The following is a 24745-nucleotide window of genomic DNA, read 5'->3' as shown; positions in this document are numbered from 1 at the left end:
TGAGCCAGGCACAGCGGATGGATGAACGAGGTAGCTAACCGGCGCTTTTGCGCTCTACACTCGGGTTATTCATTGATACACGGAGGCTTTTCCATGCGGCGCGTGGTGTTCAATCAGAAAGGCGGCGTGGGTAAGTCCAGCATCGCCTGCAACCTGGCGGCGGTCAGCGCCAGCGAAGGTTATCGAACCCTGTTGGTGGACCTCGATGCGCAGGGTAACTCCACCCAGTACCTCACCGGGCTGACCGGTGATGACATTCCCATGGGGATCGCCGATTTTTTCAAGCAAACCCTGTCTTCCGGGCCGTTTTCCAAGAAGAACAAGGTGGATATCTACGAAACGCCTTTCGACAACCTGCATGTCATCACCGCCACCCCGGAACTGGCGGACCTGCAGCCCAAGCTCGAGGCCAAGCACAAGATCAATAAGCTGCGAAAGCTGCTGGATGAGTTGAACGAGGACTACGACCGTATCTACCTGGACACGCCCCCGGCGTTGAATTTTTATGCGGTTTCGGCGCTGATAGCCGCTGATCGCGTGCTGATCCCCTTCGATTGCGACAGCTTCTCGCGCCACGCCCTGTATGGCCTGTTGGCTGAAATCGAAGAATTGAAGGAAGACCATAACGAAGGTCTGGAAGTGGAAGGTATCGTGGTCAACCAGTTCCAGGCCCGGGCGAGCCTGCCGCAGCAGATACTCGACGAAATGATTGCCGAAGGGCTGCCGGTGCTGCCGGTGTACCTCGCCAGCTCGGTGCGCATGCGTGAGTCGCACCAAGAGAACAAGCCGCTGATTCACCTGGACCCACGGCACAAGCTGACGCAACAGTTCGTGGAACTGCATAACTTGCTGGAAAACGCCTGATCTCAAGCGCTGCATGGATTCAATGTGGGAGGGGGCTTGCTCCCGATGCGGTATGTCAGCCAGCTTATTTGTAGCTGACCCACCGCTATCGGGGGCAAGCCCCCTCCCACTTTTGGATAGCGTTCCGGTAGAGGAATTTGGATTTTTCCCACAAGGTCTGTAGGAAGTCTCTGGCAGCAGAGGATTGGCCTTGTAACCTTGCCTACAGCTACGCCAGAATCCGCCGGCTTGTGCGTCTGGATGTGGGTCTCTAAGGTTTGCCGGTCGCTGAATGTTCAGTGATCGGGTTTAGTAGCCCGCTCAGACGAAAGCATGTGCACCGCTCCAAAAGCATGGCGTCTTTGCCTGTCGATGGTAGCTGTGCGCAGGGCACCTTCGGGTGCGCCGGGTTTTGCTTTCGTTCTACCGGTCTACTAACCTGCGTACAGCTGCCGCCCCTTGTTTAGTAGCAAGCAGGCGATGGCCCTGGCAGAGAACGAAAATATGAATTTATTCACCGTTACACCCAGCCTCCCCACCGAAGCGCTGGTGATCAACAGCTACGAAACCTTCTCTTCGGTCCGCACCTTATTGCTCAATCTATCCAACGACCTTACCGGTGAACACCGCGATGTGGCCCTGGCTATCCATCAACTGAGCGAGCTTGGCGTCATGCTGGTCAGCCAGATGATGGACCGCCAAGCCCCGCTATCCTCAAGTTAAAACGCGGTTAAAAATGTGGGAGGGGGCTTGCTCCCGATAGCAGAGTGTCAGGCACTTATGTGTCACTGATACACCGCTATCGGGAGCAAGCCCCCTCCCACACTGTCCTGTGGTGCTTTCCTGACCGGGTTACACGCCCTGACTACGCAACCAACTCATCAACTGTGGCAACGGAAAGGCCCCACTCTGGCGCGCCACTTCCCGGCCATTCTTGAACAGAATCAAACTCGGAATCGACCGGATCCCCAACTGCGCCGACAACTGCTGGTTAGCCTCACTGTCCAGCTTGGCCAACCGGCATTTGCCTTCAAGCTGCCCGGCGGCCTGCTCGAATACCGGCGCAAACGACTTGCACGGCCCGCACCAGTCAGCCCACACGTCCACCAGCAACGGCAGGTCGCCCTTGATCTGGCTGGCGTAGTCGCCCTGTTTCAATTCAAACGGCTTGTTCAACAGCACTGGCTGCTTGCAACGGCCGCATTTGGGCGCATCACCCAGGCGTGCGCCGGGGATGCGGTTGAGACCGTTGCAATGAGGGCAGGGGATTACGAGAGGTTCAGACATCGGAGGCTCCTGGGGACTGGCCAATAGGTTGTATCTGGTGCCGGGGCTGAGATTTATCAAGGCTGGATGCAGAGACTCATTCGCTCACAGTTTCTCCCGCGCCGAATGAATCGTCTGTCTAGGATTGCTGTTGTGCGCCATTGGTCTGTTTACGGCTATAGCAAATTGCGATAGTCGGAAATCAGGTTTAACCTCCATAGCAAGATGCGATAGGGACGTTGCATGCGAGTCATCAGTGAAAAGAGGATCTGGGAAGCAAAGGAAACATGGCCGCGCTCGGCAACAGCTTTGGACCAGTGGTATCGCGTGATCAAGCGCACGCCCCCAAGGACTTCGCTGCAATGAAAGCCATGTTTCCCGCCACGGACAAGGTAGGTGAATTTCATGTGTTTGATATTGGCGGTAACAAGCTGAGGCTGATCGCGTCGGTGCAGTATCGAATGCAGCGCGTTTACATCAAGCACCTGCTGGACCACCGCGACTATGAGAAGGACAAATGGAAGGAAAAAAACAGATGAGCGCGCTTATGCAAGTAGCGGCAGAACACTGGCAGTTCGTTTCGCCGGTGCTGCGCAAGCCGGAAAACGAGGCGGACTACGACGCACTGGTATGCGGTCTGGATGAGTTGTTGAGCCTCGTGGGTGAAGACGAAGACAGCCCGCTGATGAGCCTGGTCGACATTCTCAGTGACTGGATCGAAGCGTATGACCGTGAACACCGCCCAATGCCCGTCGCCAGCGGGGTCGATGTGCTGCGCTACATGATGCGCGAGCACAATCTCACCCAGAGCGACCTTCCGGGGGTTGGGGCACAATCAGTCGTCTCTGAAATATTGAGCGGAAAACGCCAGCTCAACGTGCGTCAGATTCGTTGGCTGGCCGAGCGTTTCGGGGTGTCCGTGGAGACCTTTATCTAAGCGGTCAAGACGAACAACTGATCTCCAGATGCTTGCCCCAATCCGGCGGCCGTTGCGCGTACTGCTCCATCCCCGCTTGTTCCTCAAACGGGTTGTTCAGCACTTCATGCAGCCGCCGCACTTCGCTGTAGTCCCCGGACTCGGCGGCGGCGATAGCGTTTTGGGCGAGGTAGTTGCGCAGGATGTACAGCGGGTTCACGGCATGCATCCGCTCACGGCGCTGCGTCTCGCTGTCGTCCCCGTCCCTTGCGACACGGGCCTTGTACTGCTCCGCCCAGGCATCGAAGCCGGCCAGGTCGACAAAGTCGTCACGCAAACGCGACACGGCCAACGCCGCCGATTCATCGCCCAAACGCCGGAAGAACAGGGTGTAGTCCACACCGCTGTTCTGCATCAGTTTGAGCAAGCGCTCCACCAGCTTCTGATCATCCTCTTCGGCGGTCGTCAGCCCCAACCGGCGACGCATCAGGTCCAGGTAGTGCGCCTGATACAGCGGAAGGTACAGGCCAAGTGCTTCCTTCAAGGCGTCAACGCTGATAAACGGCGTGAGCGCCTGGGCCAGCGCGCTGAGGTTCCACTGCCCGATCGGCACCTGATTACTGAAGGAGTAACGCCCTTCATGATCGGAATGGTTGCAGATGAAGTGCGCGTCGAAGTCATCCAGAAACGCGAACGGCCCGAAGTCGAAGGTGATGCCCAGGATCGACATGTTGTCGGTGTTCATCACGCCGTGGCAGAAACCATACGCCTGCCATTTGGCGATCATCTCGGCGTTGCGCTCAACGATTTCGCGGAACATCGCCAGATACGGCTCAGGCTGTTCGCGGCACTCGGGGTAATGCAGGTTCAATACGTGTTCAGCCAGCTCGGCCAACTGCTCGGGCTTCTGGGTGTAGTAGAAATATTCGAAGTGCCCGAAGCGGATATGGCTGGGGGCCAGGCGCAACACCATGGCCCCACGCTCCTGCTTCTCACGCCACACCGGCGTGCTGGAGCCGATCACGCACAAGGCGCGGCTGGTGGGGATGCCCAATGCATGGAGGGCTTCGGAGGCGAGGAATTCGCGGATCGAGGAGCGCAATACCGCGCGCCCGTCGCCCATGCGTGAGTAGGGCGTCATGCCGGCGCCCTTGAGGTGCAGGTCCCAATGCTCGCCGGCCTGGTTATACACCTCGCCCAGCAGCAACCCTCGGCCATCGCCCAGTTGTGGAGTGTAGCCGCCGAACTGGTGACCGGAATAGACCATCGCCCGCGGCTGCGCTTCGGCCCACAGCTTATGGCCGCCGAACAGTTCGGCAAACACGGGCGTTTCAGCCACGGCCGGGTCGAGGTCGAGCAGGGCCATGGCGGCGGCGCTCGCCACCACCAGGCGCGGCTCGTCCAGGGGCTCGGGCAGCACGTGGGTTGAGAACGCGTCGCCCAGGCGTGCGAAGCGGTTGTCGAAGGTCAGTTCGTCGAGGGCTTTCACCGGGCATCTCCAGCAGGATGCCCCAGCATTTCGCTGGGGCTCAGTTCGTTAGTCGAGTTTGCTCGGCGGGGGTTCAGGCGCATCCTCGACCTTTGCGGCGGGCGGCTCGGGCGTATCCTGCTCGGGCGCGACGAGGGTCTTGCGTTCGTCTTCCACCGGCACCAGTTTGTATTCCTGGCCGTGCATGTTCTTCAAGTACACCTCCATCTGTCGGAACGAGATGTTGATGTGCTGCTTCTTGAACTCACGGTTGATATAGCGGTTGACCTCGTCCAGCACCGGGTTGCGGTCGCCCAGGTCGCGCACGTGCATGCGCAGCTCGTGGTCCAGGGTGCTTTCGCCGAAGTTGAGGAAATACACATGGGGTTCCGGTTCCTTCAGTACCCGTGGGTTTTCCCTGGCGGCCTTGAGTAACAGCTCCTTCACCAGATCCAGGTCGGAGCCGTAGTCCACGCCCAGTTTCAGGGTCACTCGCGTGATGGTGTCGGTCAGCGACCAGTTGATCAGTTGCCCGGTAATGAAGGTCTTGTTCGGGACAATGATGTCCTTGCGGTCGAAGTCGGTGATGGTGGTGGCGCGGATGCGGATCTTGCTCACCGTGCCCGACAGGTTGCCGATGGTGATGGTGTCGCCGATGCGCACCGGGCGCTCGAACAGAATCATGATGCCGGAGATGAAGTTGGCGAAGATTTCCTGCATGCCGAAGCCCAGGCCGACCGACAACGCCGCCACCAGCCATTGCAACTTGTCCCAGCTCACGCCCAGGGTGGACAAGGTGGAGACGAAACCGACGCCGGCGATCACATAGGACAGCAATGTCGTAGTGGCATAGGCGCTGCCTTGCGCCAGTTCCAGCTTGGACAGCACCAGCACTTCGAGTAAACCGGGCAGGTTGCGCGCCAGGGCGAAGGTGATACCGATGATGATCAGCGCGCCGAGCAAGTCGCCGATGCTGATGGGCACCATGCTGATATTCGCACCGGTGCCGCTGGTGTATTCGTACAGCGTGACGTTATCCAGGTAGGAAAATACCGAGATGAGGTCCGACCACACCCAGTACAGGGCTGCGATAAAGCCGCCGAGCAGGGCCAGGCGGATCAGGCGCAAGGATTGTTCGTTGACCTTCTCGATGTCCAGGGTCGGCTCTTCAACCACCGCTTCGCCTTCACCGGCTTCCTTGGCGGCCTGGCGTTTGGCCAGGGCGCGCGCATAGGCCAGGCGTCGGGCGGCCACGCTCAGCCAGCGTACGAAGGTGGCTTCGATCACCAGCCAGAACATCAGCAGGTACAAGGTGTTGATCAAGCGGTCGCTGAGCTTGAGCGCGGTGTAGTAGTAGCCGAAGCACACCGCAATAAACAGCGCAATTGGCAGGGCGGTGAACAGCAGGCCCACGGATTTGCGAAACAGCGAGGCTTTTTCGTGGGTGGGGCTGTTGAGCAGCAGGCGACTGAGCAACCACGCCATCAGGGCGTAGCAGGTGAGGACCACGGCGATGCCCAGCACGTCTTCGGCGAGTGCCGCCGGTTGGTGCTCGGCGATGGCCACCACGGCCACCAGGGCCAGTACCACCAGCCCGAGCTTGCGCACCCAGCCCTGGAGGAATTCGACCTGGGGCTTTTCCCAGCGAAAGTGCAGCTCGGCCACGCCGCCGGGCGCGAGGATGCGGTAGGCGGTGTAGAACACCAGCCACGCCTGGGCGATCTGCAGCAGGGCCGAGCCCAGGTTGGCGTTCTGCCCACGGGCGTCGATCTGCAAGGCATAGCCGCACAGCGCCAGGCCCAGGGATACCGGCATCGCCAGCAGGATATTGATCAGGATCGCCTGCGGCGTGTGCCACTGGCTGTCGCGCTTGAAGTGACCGATGTCCAGGTGAACCTTGTTCAGGCGCTGATACAGCGCCTTGCGTCGCCACAGCAGCGCGCCGATCAACAGCAGCAGCGGCAGGAACAGCAGCGGACGCTGGGTCAGGCCGTCATACAGCTCGCTGACGCTGGAGGCCCAGGGCAGGGTGGTGACTTGCTTGGTCAGGTGCGCCGGTACGGTTTCCAGCCACTCGGTGTCCAGCGGCTTGTTGCTGGGGATCCAGAACATCTGCTCATCGAGCGTGGCGCGCAGGGTGGTGGCGGTGCTGAGCAGTTGTTTCTGGTTCAGTTGCAGGGTGATGGATTCGTTGAGCAGCGCGCTCAATTCACGGCTCAGGCGCTCCAGCAGGTCGCTGCGGGTGATCGCCAGTTCCAGCAGGGTGCGGCGCAATTGCGGGGTGACGTCGTCCGGCGGCTGGTTGGCCAGCAGGTTATCCACATAGGCGCTGGGAGAGCTGATCAGCTCGCGCTGCTGGTTGACCTCGAACTGGTACAGGCGAATGTTGGCGATGTCGTCGGCCAGGTCGCGGTCGACGGTCAAGCGCGGCAGCGCCTGTTTCTGTTTGTAGAGGATCTTGGACAGCAGCAGGCTGCCCTTGAGTACGTTGATCTGTTCGTCCAGCGCCGAATCGCTTTGGGTCACGGTGTCCAGTTGCTGCTTGGTCTGCAGGTTTTTCTGGGTCAGGTCGTTGAGGCGGTCGGTGCTTTTGAGCAGGTAGTCGGAGAGCTTCAGGTTGGCCGCGCTTTCCGTGGCCAGCAGGCTGCTGCCGCCGGCTTTCTGCGCTTCGATGGACTGTTGGGTCACCGTCTGCTGGGACTGGGCCAGGCGTTTCTGGTTGATCAGGGTTTGCAGGTCCTGGATTTCCTGCTCCAGGCGTGTGGTTTTTTCCTGGATCAGGTCGTGCTGGCTGTTGCCCAGGTCTTGCAATTGGCTGTTGCCGGCCAGTTCCTGGCGGCGCAGGGGAATCAGCGCATTCAGGGCGGCGAGTTCGGCGTTGAGCTGGTTGCGCTGGTCGGCGTTGAGGGCTTTGCCGTTGTCCTTGCCGGTCTTGAGGGTCGCATTGATTTGCTGGATGCGCGTCTGGCTGCTGCTGATTTCGGTCTGGGCGCGCTCGGGCCGGGTCTGGGCGGCGATGGTCAGGCTGTTGGCGTCGGCCAGCTCTTTTTGCAGGTCGCCTTGCTGGGTACTGCGCTGCACCAGTAATTGCTCAAGCTGCGGCACGGGCAGGCTGGCGTAGCGTTGGGCCACCGGGACGATTTTGGTGGCCTTGAGCCGGGTCAGCTCGCGCTGGTTGTCGACCGTCTGGCGCGGCGCGTCCTCAAGTTGGCGTTTGAGGTCGGCCAGGCGCTGCTCGTAATCCTGCTTGTTGGCCAGGTACGTCAGGGTCTGTTGCAGGATGCCCTGCAATGCCTTCATGTCGGCGTCGGGCAGCTTGCGGTCGGGCAGCTTGTCCAGGGTTTGCTGGATAGCGTCGGCACTGGGCGGGTCGGCGGCGTGGACGGTGCCGACACAAAGGGTCAGGCCCAGCAGGGCAGTAGCGAGAAAAGTGCGCAGGATTGGCATAGAGACCGGTCGAGCAAGGTAAAGAATCGGGGCGTTGTCGCCCCGCAGTTTAGAGGAAGAGCCCGGGGCCCGGGCGACTTCCTTCGGGGAATCTGACGCCGACTTTGCCAATCTTGTTCCCGTCCATGACTGCGACGGTCCAGATGGTGTTGTTCCACTCCACCTGGTCGCCCACCACCGGCGCGCCGCCGACTTTCTGGGTGATGAAGCGGCTCAACGGCATGTCCGGGTCGATACCCTCCAGCTTGAGCCCGTACAGCGCCGACACCGCGCCCAGCTGGGCGTCGCCTTCAAGGACGAAGTCGCCGAAGAAGCGCAGGTCCAGGCCGCGTTGCGGTGCCTGGCTGAACAGTTTGCCCAGGGCCGGCAGGTTGTGTTCATGGCCGATGACGCAGAGCAAATCATCGACTTCCAATACTGTACTACCCGACGGATGGAGCAGTTGCTGGCCACGAAACAGCGCGGCGATCCGCGTGCCCTCGGGCATTTTCAGCTCGCGCAGGGCGGCGCCGATGCACCATTTTTCCGCGCCCAGGCGGTAGACGAACAGCTCCCACTCACTGGTGACGTGCACTTCCAGGGCGGCGCGGGAAATCGGCGCCGGGTCCGGCGGTACGGTGACTTTGAGCAACTTGGCCACCCACGGCAGGCTGGTGCCTTGCACCAGCAGCGACACCAGCACGATAAAGAACGCCAGGTTGAAGTACAGCTGCGCATGGGGCAGGCCGGCCATCAGCGGGAACACCGCGAGAATGATCGGCACCGCACCGCGCAGCCCGACCCAGGCGATAAAGGCTTTTTCGCGACTGTGGAAGGCCTTGAACGGCAGCAGGCCGACCATCACCGACAGCGGGCGCGCAAACAGGATCATCCACAGCGCCAGGCCCAGGGCGGGCAGGGCGATGGGCAGCAAGTCATGGGGCGTGACCAGCAGGCCCAGCACCAGGAACATGCCGATCTGCGCCAGCCAGGCCATGCCGTCGAGCATATGCAGGATGCCGTGGCGGCTGCGCACCGGACGGTTGCCGATCACCAGGCCGCACAGGTACACGGCGAGAAAACCGCTGCCGTGCAAGGCGTTGGTCAGGGCGAAGACGAACAGGCCGCCGGCGATCACCAGGATCGGGTACAGGCCGTTGGCCAGGTTGATGCGGTTGACCATTTGCAGCATCAGCCAGCCGCCGCCCAGGCCGACCAGGCCGCCGATGCCGAATTCGCGGATCAGGTGGGTCAGCAGGCTCCAATGCAGGCCGGTCTGGCCGCTGGCGAGCATGTCGATCAGGGTCACGGTGAGGAACACCGCCATGGGGTCGTTGCTGCCCGATTCGATTTCCAGGCTGGCGCTGACCCGTTCGTTCAGGCCCTTGCCGCCCAGCAGCGAGAACACTGCCGCAGCGTCCGTGGAGCCGACGATGGCGCCGATCAGCAAGCCCTGGATGATATTGAGGTCGAACAGCCAGGCCGCCGCCATGCCGGTGAGGCCGGTGGTGATCAGCACGCCCACTGTGGCCAGGGACAACGCCGGCCAGAGTGCCACACGGAAACTCGCCACCCGCGTGCGCAAACCGCCGTCGAGCAAGATCACGGCCAGAGCGAGGTTGCCCACCAGGTAGGCGGTCGGGTAGTTATCGAAGATGATGCCGCCGCCATCGACGCCGGCGATCATGCCCACGGCCAGGATGATCACCAGGATCGGGATGCCCAGGCGTGACGAAAGAGAACTCACCAGAATGCTCGCACTCACCAGCAACGCGCCGATCAAGAACAGGCTGTTGATGGTCGTCGCATTCAAAGGCAGTACTCCAGAGCAGGGAAGACAGGGCGCAAACTGACCATGCAGTCTGCGTGCCAGGGATTCTAACCTGTTGAATTGCTGCGCTGTCAAAAAGCTTTTTCTGATTCTTGCAAAACCAAATGTGGGAGGGGGCAAGGCTTTTTGTAGGAGCGAGCTTGCTCGCGAAAAACTCACAGGCGCCGCGTTCATTCAGGAAGCACGCGTTATCGTTGCCGTTTTTCGCGAGCAAGCTCGCTCCTACATTTTTAAGCCGGTGCCGTCAGTCAGAGGCGGAAACGGCCGACCATGCCATTCAAATCCACCGCCAGGCGCGACAGCTCGTTGCTCGCCGCGCTCGTCTGGCTGGCGCCGGTCGCCGATTGCACCGACAGGTCACGGATATTCACCAGGTTGCGGTCGACTTCCCGTGCGACCTGCGCCTGTTCCTCCGCCGCACTGGCGATCACCAGGTTGCGCTCGTTGATCTCGACAATTGCGGTGTTGATGGTGTCCAGCGACAGCCCCGCGCCCTTGGCGATGTTCAGCGTCGATTCGGCGCGCTCGGTACTGTTGCGCATCGAATCCACCGCGTGCTCGGTGCCGGCCTGGATGCTGCCGATCATGCGTTCGATCTCGCTGGTGGACTGCTGGGTACGATGGGCCAACGCGCGCACCTCATCCGCCACCACCGCAAAACCACGCCCGGCCTCACCGGCCCGCGCCGCTTCGATGGCCGCGTTGAGGGCCAGCAGGTTGGTCTGGTCGGCCAGGCCACGGATCACGTCCAGTACCTTGCCGATATCGCGCGATTCATTGGCCAGCTCACCGATCAAGGTCGCGGTGGCTTGTACGTCGCCGCTCATGCGTTCGATGGCGCTGACGGTTTCCTGCACAAGGTCACGCCCGTCGCCGGCGGAGGTGGTGGCGTTGCGCGAGGCTTCAGAGGTGCTCACGGCATTGCGTGCGACTTCCTCGACCGCGCTGGTCATCTCGTTGACGGCGGTGGCGGCCTGTTCGATTTCGTTGTTCTGCTGGGTCAGGCCGCGCGCGCTTTCGTCGGTGACGGCGTTGAGCTCTTCGGCGGCCGACGCCAGTTGCGTGGCCGAGCCGGCGATGCGTTGCAGGGTGTCGCGCAGTTTGTCCTGCATTTTGGCCATGGCGGCCAGCAAGCGCCCGGCTTCATCGTTGCCGTCGACCTTGATCGGGCGCGTGAGGTTGCCTTCGGCCACTTCTTCCGCCGCTTCCAGGGCCTGGGAGATTGGCACGGTGATGCTGCGGGTCAGCAGCCAGGCGAACAACAGGGTCAGCGCGGTGGCGATCACCAGCAGGCCCACGACCATGTTGAAGGCCAGGTTGTACTGGTCTTCGGCCTGCTGGTTGGTGTCCAGGGCCATGGCGTTATTGATTTCCAGCAGGCGGTTGAGTACCCCGTTGACCTGCTCGGAGTTGGTCAGCAGCTCGGTGTTGAGCAGGGCGCGCAATGCCTCGACCTGGTTGCCCTGCGAGAGGCTCTTCATACGCTCTTCGATCTGATGGTACTGAGCCAGCAATCGCACGTATTCGTTGTAGGTCGAACGTTCTTCGCTGGTCTCGATCAGCTTTTCATATACGCCTTGGGCGGTGCGGATCTGCTGGTTGCGCAGGTCGAAGGCTTCCAGGGTCTTTTGCTGCACGTCCGGCTCGCGGTTGGTGAGCAAGCGGTACGACAACACACGCAGGCGCAATGTCAGTTGGGTGAACTCGTCGAGGGCGCGGATGCTGGGTACGCTGGCCAGGGTGATGTCTTCGGTGGCCGCTCGGATCTTGCTCATCTGGTTCAGCGCGAACACGCCGAGAAACAACATCAAGGCGCCAATAAACGCGAAGCCGAGGAAGGCCCTCGGCGCGATATTCATATTACGAAGAGACATGCTGGAATCCTGGGGGGAGCGCGATCCGTGCGGCCATGAGGTGGTGTGTGCATCGCGTATCGGCCCTACGACTAAAGTCTTAAGGGACTGTGCGTTTTTGTCGCATCTGACCAGGGGTTTCAGCGATTCAGGAACCAGATTGGGTAATTGCAGTCACTAAGGCTCGAAAGTGCGGCCCGGGCCTTCGGAATCGGGCTGCGCGCCGGGGGATAACCCTGGCATCCGAGGTGAATTTTCTTTATCGTCACCGCCCTTTTAAAAGCTCGAGAAATCAAAATGTTAGAAGCATCCCTCAGCCAACTGGAACAACTGGTCAGCGACCTCGTACAGCAGAATCATGACCTGCTGGGCAGCAACGAATCCCTCAAGGCGGAGCTTGCCCGTGCCAGGGACGAAAACGACAGCCTGCAACTGAACCTGATGGAACAGGAAGAAAAACACGGTGCCACCGCCGCCCGTATCCAGGCACTGGTTGAGCGTGTAAGCGCAGGGCCTGTCAGCGCATGAACGAAGGGATAAAGGTCGTTTCGATTCTCGGAGAGGATTACTCGATCAAGGCACCGGCCGGGGAAGACCAGACCCTGATGCACGCCGTGACTATGCTCAAGGCCTCCCTGGCCACCACCAAGAAAAAGTACCCGACCCTGATCGGTGACAAACTATTGGTACTGGCCGCGCTGAACCTGTGCGCCGAGCAAATCGAAATGCAGCAGGCTCACCAACAGGAACTCGACCGTTACCAAGAGCAAGTCAGCGCCACGGTCGAGGTGATTTCCAAGGCGATCCAGCCCTAGAACCACGCATCCTGCATGCCCAGGCACGTATCGTCGCGTGCCTCCAGAATCGCCAGTTCATGATGGCAGCCTGGTACTTCCCAGGTCAGGAAGTACCGGGCGGCCTGGAGCTTGCCTTTATAGAAGGCCACATCGGCCGCGTTGCCCCTGGCCAGTCCTTCTTCGGCGCGAATCGCCTGTTCCAGCCAGCGCCAGCCAATCACCGTGTGTCCGAACACCTTCAGGTACAGCGCCGAGTTCGCCAGGCTGCTGTTGACCTTGCCCTGGGCGAGATCGCCCAGCAGGCCGAGGGTGACGCTTTGCAGGCGACTGACCAGGTGCTCCAGTGGTTGCCTCAGCGCGGTCAGCGATGGGTACTGCTGTGCCCGGGCGCCTGTCTCGGCGATCAGTCGAATCAATTGCTTGAGCCCGGCACCCCCGTTCTGTGCCAGTTTGCGCCCGAGCAAATCCAGGGACTGGATGCCATGGGTGCCTTCATGGATCGGGTTCAGGCGGTTATCGCGGTAGTACTGCTCCACCGGGTATTCACGGGTATAGCCATGGCCGCCAAGAATCTGGATCGCCAGTTCGTTGGCCTTGAGGCAGAACTCCGACGGCCAGGATTTGACGATGGGGGTCAGCAGGTCCAGCAGCTCGTGGGCCTGTTTGCGCGCGTCGTCGGTCGGCAGGGTGGTGGTGTCGTCGAACAGCCGCGCGGCATACAGGCCCAGGTCGAAGGCGCCTTCGACATAGGCTTTTTGCGTCAGCAGCATGCGCTTGATATCGGCGTGCTGGATGATCGACACGGGCGCGGTGCCTGGGTCTTTGCTGTCCGGCAGGCGGCCTTGCGGACGTTCGCGGGCGTACTCCAGCGAGTAAAGGTAGCCCGCATAACCGAGCATCACCGCGCCCATGCCCACGCCAATGCGGGCTTCATTCATCATCTGGAACATGCAGCTCAGGCCCTGGTGCGGTTTGCCCACCAGGTAGCCGACACAGTTGCCGTTATCACCGAAGTTAAGTGCAGTGGACGTTGTGCCGCGCCAGCCCATCTTGTGAAACAGCCCGGCCAGCAGCACGTCGTTGCGCTCGCCCAGGCTGCCATCATCGTTGACCAGGAATTTGGGCACGATAAACAGCGAAATACCCTTCACCCCGGCCGGTGCGTCGGGCAGCTTGGCCAGCACCATGTGCACGATATTTTCCGACAGCGGGTGGTCGCCGCCGGAAATGAAGATCTTGTTGCCCTTCAGGCGATACGTGCCGTCCGCCGCAGGCTCTGCGCGTGTACGAATATCCGACAAAGACGACCCGGCATGCGGTTCGGTGAGGGCCATGGTGCCGAAGAAACGTCCGTCGATCATTGGCTGCAGGAAACGCTGTTTCTGCTCCTCGGTGCCAAAACTTTCAATCAGGTTGGCGGCGCCCATGGTCAGGAACGGGTAAGACGTCGACGCGGCGTTGGCCGACTGGAAGTGCGCAAAGCAGGCCTGGGACAGCAATGTAGGCAGCTGCATGCCGCCGGCTTCGAAACTGCGCGCGGCGTTGAGAAAACCGGCTTCAAGAAAGGCATCCACGGCCGGCTTTACTTCCGGAATCAGGATCGCCTTACCGTCTTCATAGCGCGGTTCGTTTTCATCGTTCTTGCGGTTGTGCGGCGCGAAGTGCTTTTCGGCGATGTTGCGCGCCGTGCTGATGGCGGCATCGAAGGTTTCGCGATTGTGCTCGGCAAACCGCTCGCGCTGGGTCAGGCCCTCGGCATCGAGGACTTCGTACAGCTCGAAAGCCAGATTGCGGGAACTGAGCAGCGTCTCGGACATGGCGGATTACCTTTGAAGGAATTGGCCTGAGTCTAAGTGCGCGAATGGAGGGTGGATAGCAAGATTGATCTGGGTGATAGAGGGGCAAAACGCAGGCAGGGAATTGAAATGGGGCCAAATGTGGGAGGGGGCTTGCCCCCTCCCATATTTTTTACCGCGGTTAGCCTATGGTCATCAGGCTGGCGTTACCGCCTGCCGCAGCGGTGTTGACGCTCAATGCCCGCTCAATCACCAGGCGCTCCAGCGCAATCGCCGTTTCGCCCTGGGACAAACCATGCACGCCAACAATCGCACCGCCACGCTGCGCCACTTGCTGGCACACCGCGCGCAATTGGTCGGAATCACCGTGATGCAGGACCGCGTCAAACACCACGTCGTCCTTGGTCCAGTCGGCCACGCGCTTGATCTTCGTCTGAATATCTTTCGGCAGACGTGGGAACAAGGCCTTGGTCAGCTCGGTTTCCGGCCATACCGCCGAACCGCCTACCGCCAATACCGCGGCCAGTTGGGTCAGCAGGTCTCCTTCCACTTCGGCCAGGCACAGCACGTGTTCGCGCGGCAGGATCGCATAGCTGTTGCGCTCGCCGGTCGGGCCGGCCAGTTGACGGGTGATACCGCTTTGCGACTGTGCGGCAAATTGTGTGCACAGGGCGCTCAGTTCGCTGAACTTATGAGTGTCGGCCCAGGTTTTCAGCGCGGTCAGCGGTTGGCTCATGGCGTCGCGCAGGCGCAGGTCGGGTGCGGTCAAAGCATCGCCACGTACGAAGGATTGCTCGATCGCATCGGTAGGACGGGTCGACAACAGGCGGTACAGGTACAGCGGACCACCGGCTTTGGGGCCGGTACCCGACAGGCCTTCACCGCCGAACGGCTGCACGCCGACCACGGCGCCGACAATGTTGCGGTTGACGTAGACGTTACCGGCGTTGACGTTGTCGATCACCTTGGCGATGGTCTCGTCGATGCGGGTGTGCACGCCCAGGGTCAGGCCGTAGCCGGATGCGTTGATCTGGCCGATGAGCTGGTCGATCTCTTTACGCTTGTAGCGCACCACGTGCAGCACCGGACCGAAGATTTCCCGTTGCAGCTCGTCGAAGCTTTCCAGCTCGATCAGGGTCGGCATCACGAAGGTGCCACGCTTGATCTCGTCGCCATCGGCAATCGCCACTTGGTAAACGTTGCGGCCTTTGTCGCGCATGGCCTGGATGTGTTTCTCGATGCCGGCCTTGGCTTCGGCGTCGATCACCGGGCCGATATCCACCGACAGGCGCTCCGGGTTGCCCAGGCGGCATTCGGCCATGGCGCCCTTGAGCATTTCGATGACACGGTCTGCCGAATCTTCCTGCAGGCACAAGACGCGCAGGGCCGAGCAACGTTGGCCGGCGCTGTCGAAGGCCGACGACACCACGTCGATGACCACTTGTTCGGTGAGCGCCGACGAATCGACGATCATCGCGTTCTGGCCACCGGTTTCGGCGATCAGCGGAATCGGACGCCCCTGAGCATCCAGGCGCCCGGCCACACTGCGTTGCAGCAAGCGTGCAACCTCGGTGGAACCGGTGAACATCACACCTTTGACGCGCTCGTCACCGACCAGGCGGGCACCGACGCTTTCGCCCTGGCCCGGCAGCAATTGCAGCACGCCTTGCGGGATACCGGCTTCGAGCAGGATGCGCACAGCCTGGGCGGCGACCAGCGGGGTTTGTTCGGCAGGTTTGGCCAGGACTGGGTTGCCGGCGGCCAGCGCAGCGGCAACCTGGCCGCTGAAGATCGCCAGCGGGAAGTTCCACGGGCTGATACACACCACCGGGCCCAACGGGCGGTGGGCGTCGTTGGTGAAATCGTTGCGTGCCTGCACCGCGTAGTAGCGCAGGAAGTCCACGGCTTCGCGCACTTCAGCGATGGCGTTGGCGAAGGTCTTGCCGGCTTCGCGGGCCAGCAGGCCCATCAGTGGCTGGATTTCGCCTTCCATCAGGTCGGCGGCGCGTTCCAGGATCGCGGCGCGCTCGGCGGGCGGGGTAGCCTGCCAGATCGGTGCGGCGCTGATAGCGCACTGGATGGCATTGTCGACGTCTTCGACCGTGGCTTCCTGAACATGACCGACCACATCGCGCAGGTCGGACGGGTTCAGCACCGCGGTAGCCGGTTGTTCGCTGGAGGCGCAACCGAGCATCGGCGCGGCTTTCCAGTTGTTGTGGGCGGTGGCCAGCAGGGCGCAGGACAGCGATGCCAGGCGATGCTCGTTGGCCAGGTCGATACCGGCCGAGTTGGCGCGGTCGCGGCCATACAGGTCACGCGGCAGCGGGATACGCGGGTGCGGCAGGCCGAAGCCGCCTTCCACGGTCGCCATCTGCTCGATGCTCGCCACTGGATCGGCCACCAGCTCCTGGATCGAGATGGATTGGTCGGCGATGCGGTTGACGAACGAAGTGTTCGCACCGTTTTCCAGCAGGCGACGCACCAGATACGCCAGCAGTGTTTCGTGGGTGCCGACCGGGGCGTACACGCGGCACGGACGGTTCAACTTGCCTTCGGAAACCTTGCCTACGACCTGTTCGTACAGCGGCTCACCCATGCCGTGCAGGCATTGGAACTCGTACTGGCCGGGGTAATAGTTCTGACCGGCAATGTGGTAGATGGCGGCCAGGGTGTGGGCGTTGTGCGTGGCGAACTGCGGGTAGATGACTTCCGGCACCGACAGCAGTTTGCGTGCGCAGGCAATGTAGGAAACGTCGGTGTACACCTTGCGCGTATACACCGGGTAGCCTTCCAGGCCTTCGACCTGGGCGCGCTTGATTTCGCTGTCCCAGTACGCGCCTTTGACCAGGCGGATCATCAGGCGGTGGCGGCTGCGGCGGGCCAGGTCGATCACATAGTCGATCACGTACGGGCAACGCTTCTGGTAGGCCTGGATCACGAAACCGATACCGTTCCAGCCGGTCAGTTGCGGCTCGAAGCACAGGCGCTCGAGCAGGTCCAGGGACAACTCGAGGCGGTCGGCTTCTTCGGCGTCGATGTTCAGGCCGATGTCGTACTGCTTGGCCAGCAACGTCAGCGACAACAGGCGCGGGTACAACTCGTCCATCACCCGCTCGTACTGCGCGCGGCTGTAACGCGGGTGCAGGGCGGAAAGCTTGATAGAGATGCCTGGGCCTTCATAGATCCCACGGCCGTGGGACGCCTTGCCGATGGAATGAATGGCTTGTTCGTACGAGGCCAGGTACTTCTGCGCATCGTGCTCTGTGAGCGCGGCTTCCCCGAGCATGTCGTAGGAGTAGCGAAAGCCCTTGGCTTCGAACTTGCTCGCATTGGCCAGGGCTTCGGCGATGGTTTCGCCGGTGACGAACTGCTCGCCCATCAGGCGCATGGCCATGTCGACGCCCTTGCGGATCATCGGCTCGCCGCTTTTGCCGATGATGCGGCTCAAGGACGAGGTCAGGCCGGCTTCGTTGTGGGTGGCGACCAGTTTGCCGGTCAACAGCAGGCCCCAGGTGGCGGCATTGACGAACAGCGACGGGCTGTTACCCAGGTGCGGGTGCCAGTTGCCGGTGCTGATCTTGTCGCGAATCAGTGCATCGCGAGTGCCCTTGTCCGGGATGCGCAGCAGCGCCTCGGCCAGGCACATCAGCGCCACGCCTTCCTGGGACGACAGGGAAAATTCCTGCAGCAGGCCCTGAACAATACCGGCACGGCCGCCGGCGCTCTTCTGGTTGCGCAGCTTCTCGGCAATCGTGGCGGCCAGCTTGTGGGTGGCTTCGGCCATGTCGGCCGGCAGACGGGCCTGTTCGATCAGCATCGGCACCACTTCCGGCTCGGGGCGACGGTAAGCGGCGGTGATCGAGGCGCGCAATACGGACTGCGGCAGGATGCTCTCGGCGAACTCAAGGAAGCACTGGTGCGCGTGGTCGGCCTGGACCTCGCCCGCATCATCGGCGTCCTTGTTGCTCAAGCCATTGAGCTCGTTCAGGGTTGCACCACCCTCGAGTTTCTCCAGGTAATTGAAAATTGCCTGTTTGATCAGCCAGTGCGGCGTGCGATCAATGGAGGACGCGGCGGCCTTGAGGCGTTCGCGGGTCGGGTCGTCGAGTTTGACCCCAAGGGTGGTCGTAGCCATATTCTTATCCTCATGGGTGCCACTACCGAGTGGCATCTGCTGGCGGCAAGATTAGCTTTGCCCATGGCGAGGTGCAACCGGGTGCAACCCTTTTTGTTGATGAAATTTACGACGCTTGATCGGAAAAAATCCGGCCTTTGACCGAATCGGCTGCTTGTCGGTGCATTTGCTTCTGAGATTGAATGTTCTTGCTCCGAAAAGGAGCAAAAACACGGTGTTTGTGCGCAAAAGCGCGCAGGTGCAACTTATTCGCAAGAAACTGGTTGCACCTTATTTGCATTGTTGAATAGCATTCGCGCACCAAGGTGCAACCACCTCTACGGTTTGGTTCATCGGCTGGCGGCTTTCCTGGGGAAACGCCAGTCATAAATGCGCGGCATTCAGCATCGTTTATTCGGTTACTACCGGTAGCGGTCTGACAGACCGTCGCTACATAAAAACAAAGCCAGGGCGTCACTTCTATGAGCGTTAGCAATCCCACCCTGATCACGTTCGTGATCTATATCGCAGCAATGGTGCTGATCGGCCTGATGGCCTATCGCTCCACCAACAACCTTTCCGATTACATCCTTGGCGGTCGCAGCCTTGGCAGCGTGGTGACAGCCTTGTCCGCCGGTGCTTCCGATATGAGCGGCTGGTTGTTGATGGGCCTGCCGGGCGCGATCTACATGTCGGGCTTGTCGGAAAGCTGGATCGCCATCGGCCTGATCGTCGGTGCCTACCTCAATTGGCTGTTCGTGGCCGGTCGCCTGCGGGTGCAGACTGAACACAACGGCGACGCCCTGACCCTGCCGGATTACTTCTCCAGCCGCTTCGAAGATAAAAGCGGCCTGCTGCGGATCATTTCCGCCGTGGTGATCCTGGTGTTCTTCACCATTTACTGCGCCTCCGGCATCGTGGCCGGTGCGCGTCTGTTCGAAAGCACCTTCGGCATGTCCTACGAAACGGCGTTGTGGGCCGGTGCTGCGGCGACCATTGCCTACACCTTTATCGGCGGTTTCCTGGCGGTCAGTTGGACCGACACCGTGCAAGCCACGCTGATGATCTTCGCGTTGATCCTGACGCCGATCATCGTATTGCTGGCCACCGGCGGCGTGGACACCACCTTCCTGGCCATCGAAGCCCAGGACCCGACCAACTTCGACATGCTGAAAAACACCACCTTCATCGGCATCATCTCGCTGATGGGCTGGGGCCTGGGTTACTTCGGCCAGCCGCACATTCTCGCGCGGTTCATGGCGGCGGATTCGGTGAAGTCGATTGCCAACGCGCGCCGTATCTCCATGACCTGGATGATTCTGTGCCTGGGTGGCACGGTGGCAGTGGGCTTCTTCGGCATCGCTTACTTCTCGGCGCATCCTGAGGTGGCCGGTCCCGTGACCGAAAACCCTGAGCGCGTGTTTATCGAACTGGCCAAGATCCTGTTCAACCCATGGATTGCCGGTGTCCTGCTGTCGGCCATCCTCGCGGCCGTCATGAGCACCCTGAGCTGCCAGTTGCTGGTGTGCTCCAGCGCCCTGACCGAAGATTTCTACAAGGCCTTCCTGCGCAAGGGCGCGTCCCAGCTTGAACTGGTATGGGTCGGTCGTATCATGGTGCTGGTGGTGGCCTTGATCGCCATCGCCATGGCCGCCAACCCGGAAAACCGCGTGCTGGGCCTGGTCAGCTACGCCTGGGCCGGTTTCGGCGCTGCCTTCGGTCCTGTGGTGCTGATCTCGGTCATCTGGAAACACATGACCCGCAACGGCGCACTGGCCGGCATCCTGGTGGGCGCGATTACCGTGATCGTGTGGAAACACTTCGAGTTGCTCGGCCTGTACGAAATCATCCCAGGCTTCATCTTCGCCAGCCTGGCGATCTACTTCGTGAGCAAGATGGGTGCACCGACTGCCGGTATGGTCGAGCGCTTTGATGCGGCGGAAAAAGATTACAACCTCAACAAGTAATACCGCTGGGCGTTGATCGCCCAGTTATCGAAAAGAAGGCCTGCGTCCGATGGATGCGGGCTTTTTTTTGCCTGAGCGGTCAGGCCTTGAGGATTCCGGCATCGCCGATGTAGGACCTTACTTATTTTCCGGAGCAGTGCGCGACTCGGTAAACGGCTGTTGCAGAATCGCTCACTCACCCTTCGCAGAGAAACACCGGATGTTCGCTCCTGCCAATCAAAGTGCCTTTAATCTGACCCTGGATGGGGAGCCTTGTGATCTCAAGGTTCATGGATTCACGGGCGATGAATTTATCAGCCTGCCCTTTCGCTTTGACCTTGAGTTGGTCAGCGAACAACCCGACCTTGACCTCGACAGCCTTCTGCACCGCCAGGCATTCCTGGGGTTCGACGCTCAGGGCCATGGCATTCATGGCCAGGTTTACCGCGTCGCGCAAGGCGATTCGGGCAAGCGCCTGACCCGTTACCAGATCACCCTGGTACCGCAGTTGGCGTATCTGGAACACAGCACTCACCAACGGATATTTCAGCAAAAAACCGTGCCGCAGATCATTGCGCGGGTGCTGGAGGCTCAGGAGATCCAGGCCGATACCTTCGTGTTTCGCCTGAGCGGTCAATATCCCGAGCGCGAATACTGTGTTCAGTTCGACGAAACCGATTTGCAGTTCATCCAGCGCTTGTGCGTTGAGTCGGGCATTCACTACCACTTTCAGCACAGTCCCGAGCGCCACTTGCTGGTGTTTGGCGATGACCAGAGTGTGTTCAGGCAGCCGGACCAGGAAACGTCCTACTTGGCCGGTTCCGGGATGGTGGCCGGGGCCCCCGCGATCAAGCGCTTTATGTTGCGGCTCGAAACCCGCACGGCCGGCTTGAACCTGCGGGCCTACGACTTCAAAAAGCCCAGTCTGGTATTGGAAGGCACGGCCTCCAGCGGGCAACGCCCGACCCTCGACGAACAGCGCTACCCCGGTGACTTTACGGACCGAGCGCACGGCAAGTACCTGGCGCAACGTGTGTTGGAGCGTCATCGCAGTGACTTTCGCCAGGCCAGCGGTATCAGCGACCAGCCGGCCCTGGTCACCGGGCAGTTTCTGAAGATGGCCGATCACCCGTGTCAGGAGTGGAATGACCTGTGGCTGGTCACCCGGTTGCACCACACCGGGCAGCAGCCGCAAGTATTGGAGGAGTCCGCGCCTGAGGACGTGCCCGCAGGCTACAGCAACGAATTCGTGGTGACGCCTTGGGATGTGCCGTTCCGAACACCTTTGATCATGCCCCGGCCGCAGCTGTCGGGCTACCACAACGCGGTGGTCACCGGGCCTGTCGGCAGTGAGGTGCACTGCGATGAATACGGTCGGGTCAAAGTGCAGATGGCCTGGGATCGCGACGGGGAACACAACGAACACTCCAGTTGCTGGCTGCGCGTGGCGAGCGGCTGGGCCCATGACCGTTACGGGGCGGTGCTGACCCCGCGCGTCGGCATGGAAGTGCTGGTGGGCTTCGTTGATGGCGACGTGGACATGCCGCTGGTGATGGGCTGCCTGCCCAACGCGGCGAATCGTTTGCCCCTCGATCTGCCGGCGGACAAGACCCGCAGTATCTTTCGCAGCCAGAGCAGCCCCGGTGGTGGCGGCTACAACGAACTGCGCATCGAGGACCGCAAGGGCGCCGAGGAAATTTACCTGCGCGCCCAGCGCGACTGGACCCAGCACGTGTTGCATGACCAGCAGGTGCAGGTCGATAACCAGCGCCGGGTTACGGTGGGCGGCGAGTCGCACCATGAGTTGCAGGGCGAAGAGCAACGCATCACCCACGGCAATCGCCTGACTGAACTCAAGCAGGATGACCACCTGAGGGTCGGCGGTTCGCAGCACATTCGCGCCGGTCGTACCCTTCAATTGGGGGCAGGGCAGAGCATCGTCATCGATGCGGGGGCCAGCGTTACGATTCAGGCGGGAGGGCAGTCGATCACGCTGTCGGCGGGCGGCATCTTCAGCAGTGTGCCCATCCAGCCTGGCGGGGCGCCTGCCGCAACGATGGCGCCGTTGACGCCTGGTTTGAAGGAGGCGCTGCAGGCGGTTATCCCGCTGCCCCTGAGCCCTGTGCAAGTGGCCACCCTCAAGCGCAGCGCGCCGTTTTGCGAGGAATGCGAGCGTTGCCGTGCCGGGCAGTGCGATATCAGCGGGCATGCACGGAGTGTTTCCTGATGCGCACACCCATGGACCCCCGCAGCTGGCTGGCGCAGTGCCCTTTGCTTGCCGATGAGCGAATTTATGCCGTACTCGGCAATGCCAGCGACGCCAGGCCGCTCGCTGCCTGGCAAGCCACAGCGGCGGGGCCGCTGCCCCAAGCGATCTGGGCAGGCACGGCCTACGCCCAGTGGGAGGCGGTGATGCCTTACGTGGGCATCGTCGAGCCGGGCAGCGCGTTTCTCGATTGGGTAGCCGCCGCGCCAGCCGACGATTGGGGGTGGCTGGCGGTATCTTCCAGCCCATTGGAAAGCGTGGTCGCCCACCTGCAAGGCTTGAGCAAGGTATTCCTGCCCAATGACCAGGCGGTGTTTTTCCGCTTCTGGGATGGCGCCCGATTTGAGCCGATGTGGCAGCACCTGGATGACCAGGCAGGCGCGGTCTTGCCGGTGTTTGGGCGTTACCTGATCAATGGCCGCCCGCTGACGGTGGCAACTGGGCCGGTCACGCCAGCTCAAGCGTGCCCGTGGTGGCGAGTGCCTGCGTCGTTGCTCAGGCACCTGGAGGAACAGTCGCCGGGCGTGCTGGTCGACAACCTGCTGCAATGGCTGCAAGAGCAGCGTCCTGATGTGTATGCCGCCTTCACGCCGGCCACCTTGCAGCACAAACTGGGCTGGTTCGTGCGCAGGCGGGGGGCCAGCCATGCCGCGCTGGTCGATTACCTCCAGTCGCAGTTGAGTTAGACAAAGATGCCACCCGCCATGCGGCCCTGCACCTTTGCGCCGGTAGAAGGTAAACTTCGCCCCCTGCGCAGGAGCAACCATGAATTATCGTCACGCCTTTCACGCCGGCAACCACGCCGATGTCTTCAAACACCTGACCTTGACCCGCCTCATCGCCCTGATGTCGCGCAAGGAGCAGCCGTTCGCCTACCTCGATACCCACGCCGGCATTGGCCTGTACGACCTGCAGGGTGACCAGGCCAACCGCACCGGTGAATACCTGGAAGGCATCGCCCGCCTGTGGGGCGCCAACGACCTGCCGCCGCTCACCGCCGATTACATGCGCGTGCTGCACGAGATGAACCCGGATGGCCAGTTGCGCTACTACCCGGGCTCGCCGGAGCTGGCGCGGCGCCTGACGCGCCCCCAGGACCGTGTGCTGCTCAACGAAAAACACCCGGAAGACGGCGTGCTGCTCAAGGACAACATGAAGGGTGATCGCCGGGTCAAAGTGCACCTGGGCGAAGGCTGGCATGTGCCGCGCGCCTTGTTGCCAGTACCGGAAAAACGCGCGCTGATGCTGATCGACCCACCGTTCGAAAAACTCGACGAAATGCAGCGCTGCGCGGCGTCCCTCAAGGAAGCCGTGAGCCGCATGCGCCAGACCGTCGCAGCGATCTGGTACCCGGTGAAGGACCCGCGCATGCTGCGCCGCTTTTATCAGGACCTGGCCGGCACCGGCGCGCCGAAACTGTTGCGCGTGGAGCTGTTGGTGCACCCGCTGGACACGCCCAACACCCTGACCGGCTCAGGCCTGGCGATTGCCAACCCGCCGTGGGGGCTGGAAGAGGAATTGCGTGAACTGCTGCCATGGCTGTCCAAGAAGCTTGGCCAGACCCAAGGTGGATGGCAGATGGATTGGCTTATCGCTGAGTAACTAATCTCAATACAAACGCAGAACCCAATGTGGGAGGGGGCTTGCCCCCGATTGCTGGGTGTCAGTCATTACATCAGTAACTGACACTCCGCTATCGGGGGCAAGCCCCCTCCCACATTTTTAATCTGTGTTGTGCTTTAGATCGGGCAGGTCGCGCCGGTGCCGCTGATCCATGGATTGGCTTCTCGCTGGGTAACCGGCTCTGAAGCCAAGCAAGGACCCAATGTGGGAGGGGGCTTGCCCCCGATTGCGGGGTGTCAGTCATTACATCTGTGACTGACACTCCGCTATCGGGGGCAAGCCCCCTCCCACATTTTTAATCTGTGTTGCTCTTTAGATCGGGCAGGTCACGCCGGTGCCGCTGATCCATGGATTGGCTTCTCGCTGGGTAACCGGCTCTGAAGCCAAGCACGGACCCAATGTGGGAGGGGGCTTGCCCCCGATTGCTGGGTGTCAGTCATTACATCTGTAACTGACACTCCGCTATCGGGGGCAAGCCCCCTCCCACATTTTTAACCTGTGTTGCTCTTTAGATCGGGCAGGTCGCGCCAGTGCCGCTGATCCATGGATTGGCTTCTCGCTGGGTAACCGGCTCTGAAGCCAAGCACGGACCCAATGTGG

At 61.3% G+C, this 24745-nt stretch carries 16 protein-coding genes and 2 pseudogenes; 10 read left to right on the top strand and 8 right to left on the bottom strand.

The genetic code is table 11. The features are described from left to right. Positions 1 to 93: 93 nt before the first annotated feature. Together BFP90_RS14355 and BFP90_RS14350 are read left to right on the top strand one after the other, a co-directional pair. The gene (locus tag BFP90_RS14355; protein ID WP_065897108.1) at positions 94 to 864 is read left to right on the top strand and encodes a ParA family protein; all 771 of its coding nucleotides are present in this window, start codon (positions 94 to 96) and stop codon (positions 862 to 864) included. Positions 865 to 1347: 483 nt separating this feature from the next. Continuing rightward, on the top strand, positions 1348 to 1566 hold the full coding sequence (locus BFP90_RS14350) for a DUF6124 family protein (RefSeq protein ID WP_176718041.1): 219 nt from the start codon (positions 1348 to 1350) through the stop codon (positions 1564 to 1566). A gap of 129 nt (positions 1567 to 1695) precedes the next feature. Here BFP90_RS14350 and trxC read toward each other — a convergent pair whose 3' ends face one another. Continuing rightward, positions 1696 to 2130, bottom strand: coding sequence for a thioredoxin TrxC (trxC, locus tag BFP90_RS14345; RefSeq protein WP_057724391.1), 435 nt, complete (start codon positions 2128 to 2130; stop codon positions 1696 to 1698). A 222-nt stretch (positions 2131 to 2352) separates the two neighbouring features. On the opposite strand from trxC, the pseudogene BFP90_RS14340 reads away from it, so the two are divergent. Both BFP90_RS14340 and BFP90_RS14335 read left to right on the top strand, forming a co-directional pair. Next, positions 2353 to 2648 (top strand): annotated as a pseudogene (locus BFP90_RS14340) (type II toxin-antitoxin system HigB family toxin). Then, entirely contained in the window at positions 2645 to 3046 is a 402-nt protein-coding gene (locus BFP90_RS14335; RefSeq protein ID WP_057724389.1) for a helix-turn-helix domain-containing protein, read from the top strand. Before BFP90_RS14340 ends, BFP90_RS14335 begins: the two are co-directional and overlap by 4 nt. 4 nt (positions 3047 to 3050) lie before the next feature. On the opposite strand, the gene selO is transcribed toward BFP90_RS14335, so the two are convergent. The 5 genes and pseudogenes from selO to BFP90_RS29615 all read right to left on the bottom strand — a co-directional run. Then, entirely contained in the window at positions 3051 to 4514 is a 1464-nt protein-coding gene (gene selO, locus BFP90_RS14330) for a protein adenylyltransferase SelO (protein WP_065897104.1), read from the bottom strand. A gap of 48 nt (positions 4515 to 4562) precedes the next feature. Then, complete coding sequence (mscK, locus tag BFP90_RS14325; protein ID WP_065897102.1) at positions 4563 to 7940, bottom strand: mechanosensitive channel MscK; 3378 nt, start codon at positions 7938 to 7940, stop codon at positions 4563 to 4565. A 49-nt stretch (positions 7941 to 7989) separates the two neighbouring features. After that, positions 7990 to 9732, bottom strand: a complete 1743-nt coding sequence (locus BFP90_RS14320; RefSeq protein ID WP_065886587.1) for a potassium/proton antiporter — start codon at positions 9730 to 9732, stop codon at positions 7990 to 7992. Between the two features lie 266 nt (positions 9733 to 9998). Beyond that, positions 9999 to 10862, bottom strand: coding sequence for a methyl-accepting chemotaxis protein (locus tag BFP90_RS29620; RefSeq protein ID WP_370671698.1), 864 nt, complete (start codon positions 10860 to 10862; stop codon positions 9999 to 10001). Continuing rightward, positions 10854 to 11609 (bottom strand): annotated as a pseudogene (locus BFP90_RS29615) (MCP four helix bundle domain-containing protein); the annotation flags it as partial. The gene BFP90_RS29620 and the pseudogene BFP90_RS29615, both read right to left, overlap by 9 nt. Positions 11610 to 11900: 291 nt before the next feature. On the opposite strand from BFP90_RS29615, the gene BFP90_RS14310 reads away from it, so the two are divergent. Further along, complete coding sequence (locus BFP90_RS14310; protein ID WP_065892051.1) at positions 11901 to 12131, top strand: hypothetical protein; 231 nt, start codon at positions 11901 to 11903, stop codon at positions 12129 to 12131. Continuing rightward, positions 12128 to 12418, top strand: a complete 291-nt coding sequence (locus BFP90_RS14305; protein WP_057724383.1) for a cell division protein ZapA — start codon at positions 12128 to 12130, stop codon at positions 12416 to 12418. The genes BFP90_RS14310 and BFP90_RS14305 overlap by 4 nt, the downstream gene beginning before the upstream one ends. On the opposite strand, the gene BFP90_RS14300 is transcribed toward BFP90_RS14305, so the two are convergent. Continuing rightward, complete coding sequence (locus BFP90_RS14300) at positions 12415 to 14217, bottom strand: acyl-CoA dehydrogenase (RefSeq protein ID WP_065897100.1); 1803 nt, start codon at positions 14215 to 14217, stop codon at positions 12415 to 12417. The genes BFP90_RS14305 and BFP90_RS14300 overlap by 4 nt on opposite strands. A gap of 160 nt (positions 14218 to 14377) precedes the next feature. Continuing rightward, on the bottom strand, positions 14378 to 18331 hold the full coding sequence (gene putA / locus BFP90_RS14295) for a trifunctional transcriptional regulator/proline dehydrogenase/L-glutamate gamma-semialdehyde dehydrogenase (protein ID WP_065897098.1): 3954 nt from the start codon (positions 18329 to 18331) through the stop codon (positions 14378 to 14380). Between the two features lie 461 nt (positions 18332 to 18792). Between putA and putP the strand changes: the two genes are divergently transcribed. The 4 genes from putP to BFP90_RS14275 all read left to right on the top strand — a co-directional run bounded on the left by putP (position 18793) and on the right by BFP90_RS14275 (position 24124). Beyond that, a complete protein-coding gene (gene putP / locus BFP90_RS14290; RefSeq protein WP_065892045.1) occupies positions 18793 to 20277 on the top strand; it encodes a sodium/proline symporter PutP in 1485 nt (494 codons plus the stop codon). A 199-nt stretch (positions 20278 to 20476) separates the two neighbouring features. Then, positions 20477 to 22483 carry a type VI secretion system Vgr family protein gene (locus BFP90_RS14285; RefSeq protein ID WP_065897094.1) on the top strand — a complete coding sequence of 669 codons (2007 nt, stop codon included), beginning with the start codon at positions 20477 to 20479 and terminating at the stop codon, positions 22481 to 22483. Then, positions 22483 to 23208, top strand: coding sequence for a DUF4123 domain-containing protein (locus BFP90_RS14280; RefSeq protein ID WP_065892041.1), 726 nt, complete (start codon positions 22483 to 22485; stop codon positions 23206 to 23208). Before BFP90_RS14285 ends, BFP90_RS14280 begins: the two co-directional genes overlap by 1 nt. A 79-nt stretch (positions 23209 to 23287) precedes the next feature. Beyond that, on the top strand, positions 23288 to 24124 hold the full coding sequence (locus tag BFP90_RS14275; protein ID WP_065886580.1) for a 23S rRNA (adenine(2030)-N(6))-methyltransferase RlmJ: 837 nt from the start codon (positions 23288 to 23290) through the stop codon (positions 24122 to 24124). Positions 24125 to 24745 lie beyond the last annotated feature (621 nt).

This window comes from Pseudomonas sp. 24 E 13, from assembly GCF_900004715.1.
Classification (GTDB): domain Bacteria; phylum Pseudomonadota; class Gammaproteobacteria; order Pseudomonadales; family Pseudomonadaceae; genus Aquipseudomonas; species Aquipseudomonas orientalis_A.
This window is presented reverse-complemented; position numbering and strand designations above follow the sequence as displayed.

Coding starts and splice junctions, on each gene's coding strand:
- BFP90_RS14350 (WP_176718041.1), top strand. CDS start 1,348: ATGAATTTATTCACCGTTACACCCAGCCTCCCCACCGAAGCGCTGGTG.
- BFP90_RS14280 (WP_065892041.1), top strand. CDS start 22,483: ATGCGCACACCCATGGACCCCCGCAGCTGGCTGGCGCAGTGCCCTTTG.
- putP (WP_065892045.1), top strand. CDS start 18,793: ATGAGCGTTAGCAATCCCACCCTGATCACGTTCGTGATCTATATCGCA.
- BFP90_RS14355 (WP_065897108.1), top strand. CDS start 94: ATGCGGCGCGTGGTGTTCAATCAGAAAGGCGGCGTGGGTAAGTCCAGC.
- BFP90_RS14300 (WP_065897100.1), bottom strand. CDS start 14,217: ATGTCCGAGACGCTGCTCAGTTCCCGCAATCTGGCTTTCGAGCTGTAC.
- BFP90_RS14305 (WP_057724383.1), top strand. CDS start 12,128: ATGAACGAAGGGATAAAGGTCGTTTCGATTCTCGGAGAGGATTACTCG.
- BFP90_RS14275 (WP_065886580.1), top strand. CDS start 23,288: ATGAATTATCGTCACGCCTTTCACGCCGGCAACCACGCCGATGTCTTC.
- mscK (WP_065897102.1), bottom strand. CDS start 7,940: ATGCCAATCCTGCGCACTTTTCTCGCTACTGCCCTGCTGGGCCTGACC.
- BFP90_RS14285 (WP_065897094.1), top strand. CDS start 20,477: ATGTTCGCTCCTGCCAATCAAAGTGCCTTTAATCTGACCCTGGATGGG.
- trxC (WP_057724391.1), bottom strand. CDS start 2,130: ATGTCTGAACCTCTCGTAATCCCCTGCCCTCATTGCAACGGTCTCAAC.
- BFP90_RS29620 (WP_370671698.1), bottom strand. CDS start 10,862: ATGCAGGACAAACTGCGCGACACCCTGCAACGCATCGCCGGCTCGGCC.
- BFP90_RS14310 (WP_065892051.1), top strand. CDS start 11,901: ATGTTAGAAGCATCCCTCAGCCAACTGGAACAACTGGTCAGCGACCTC.
- BFP90_RS14335 (WP_057724389.1), top strand. CDS start 2,645: ATGAGCGCGCTTATGCAAGTAGCGGCAGAACACTGGCAGTTCGTTTCG.
- putA (WP_065897098.1), bottom strand. CDS start 18,331: ATGGCTACGACCACCCTTGGGGTCAAACTCGACGACCCGACCCGCGAA.